General features: G+C 64.1%; 1 protein-coding gene. It reads right to left on the reverse strand.

The features are described from left to right. The coding region (locus ACJDTP_RS27870; RefSeq protein WP_406763067.1) for a hypothetical protein at positions 1-259 on the reverse strand (259 nt) is incomplete at both ends.

The raw sequence follows: 259 nt of genomic DNA on the forward strand, positions 1-259 counted from the left end.
GATGCTTGGCGAGGAAGGCGCAACGGTCGCTGGCATGGCGGCGGGATTGCTCGGTCAGTCCGAGCGAGACGGTGATCGCCTGGGCGACGGCGGCGCGATAGCGAAGGTCGGCCTGAAGCTTCTTGTCGGTCGTATCGTTCGTGGGATCGCAGGCCACCTTCTGAGCCGCGGATAGAAGGCAGTTGGCCAGGACGTTTGTGGCCCGATCTGGCTCGATCGTGGCGACGTGGGCGCCTTGGGCTGTTGCAGAAAATAGTCC

This window comes from Candidatus Clostridium helianthi, from assembly GCF_045310795.1.
GTDB classification, from domain to species: Bacteria; Bacillota; Clostridia; order Clostridiales; family Clostridiaceae; genus Clostridium; species Clostridium helianthi.